This is a genomic window from Neobacillus pocheonensis, assembly GCF_050477905.1.
Lineage (GTDB): Bacteria > Bacillota > Bacilli > Bacillales > Cytobacillaceae > Neobacillus > Neobacillus pocheonensis_A.
The window spans coordinates 1-988 of record NZ_JBCNAD010000083.1; the positions used below are offsets into that span (position 1 = coordinate 1).

Annotated in this window: 1 protein-coding gene; it reads right to left on the bottom strand. The window is 33.1% G+C overall.

Features of this window, described 5'->3' with window-relative positions; all coding sequences use genetic code 11:
* Positions 1–155: 155 nt before the first annotated feature.
* A complete protein-coding gene (locus ABES02_RS28445; protein WP_430141199.1) occupies positions 156–881 on the bottom strand; it encodes a nucleotidyltransferase domain-containing protein in 726 nt (241 codons plus the stop codon).
* Between the last annotated feature and the right edge of the window lie 107 nt (positions 882–988).

A 988-nucleotide genomic window follows, 5' to 3' on the forward strand; every position in this document is an offset into this window, starting at 1 on the left:
CACTCTCATTCTACCAAGAGGTTATTTTTTTGTTCAAACCTCATTTTCACTCATTACAGGAATGCTGCCTCGTTAGCACAATAAAAAAATGGAATCGCCGCAGCCATCCCAATCTTTAACTCTAGCACCCAGTTAGCTTATGAAGAATACAAATATTAAAGTTTTTCTTTACCTAATGAAAACCCTTCAAATAGTCGCCCACCGAATGGTTCTAAAACCTTTTCACTAAGTAGAACAACTTTGCTTTTCTCACCAGTTTTATAAAAAGTATCAAAGGCTTCAACAAATTCTTCGGTAAATCTTACATCGTATTGTTTCAAAGCACGAATAATCCATTTAGAAGAGCCTACCCAACAACTATTAGTTCTTAATACAAATTCCTGAATAAGTTCAGCTAATGAGTTCGCTATAAATATTTCTTCTGCTCGATTTTTACAACCTATAAAATCATCAAGGGCATCAGTTATATAATAACGTTTTGTCGTAATTATTTCTTCCGTCCATCTTTCAGGACCATACTCCATTATTTCTTTAGCTTCTTCCTTTATAGAATCAATAATTCCTTCATCTTTTATAATAATCCCTTCTAATATCATTCTTTGCATAGAAGGCTTAGCATTTTGATAATCCAAGTTGAAAAAGTGTTTATAGGAAGTTAAATTATGGACAAAAACCTCAATTGCCCAACCAAAATCAATTAATGACTCTCTATACGCTGATTTTAAGCTTTTATCAAAAACAACAATGTCAAGGTCAGACGTATCTGTTGCCTCACCTCTTACAACACTACCAGCCAATACAGCACCATCACAGTCAGGGAAGTATTTATAAATAAACTGTTTGGAGGCTTCAATTGGCTTTAATTTCTTAGAATCTCCCATTTACTTCACCTAATTCTATTTGATTTTCCTAAAATATTCGCTAACTATCTTAAGTAATCCTCTTACTTTTACCTTATTAGACTAAACTCCCTCTATATAGAAAGGAA

Bases quoted from the DNA above. Each gene is read 5' to 3' on its own strand.
- ABES02_RS28445 (WP_430141199.1), bottom strand. From the start codon at position 881: ATGGGAGATTCTAAGAAATTAAAGCCAATTGAAGCCTCCAAACAGTTT.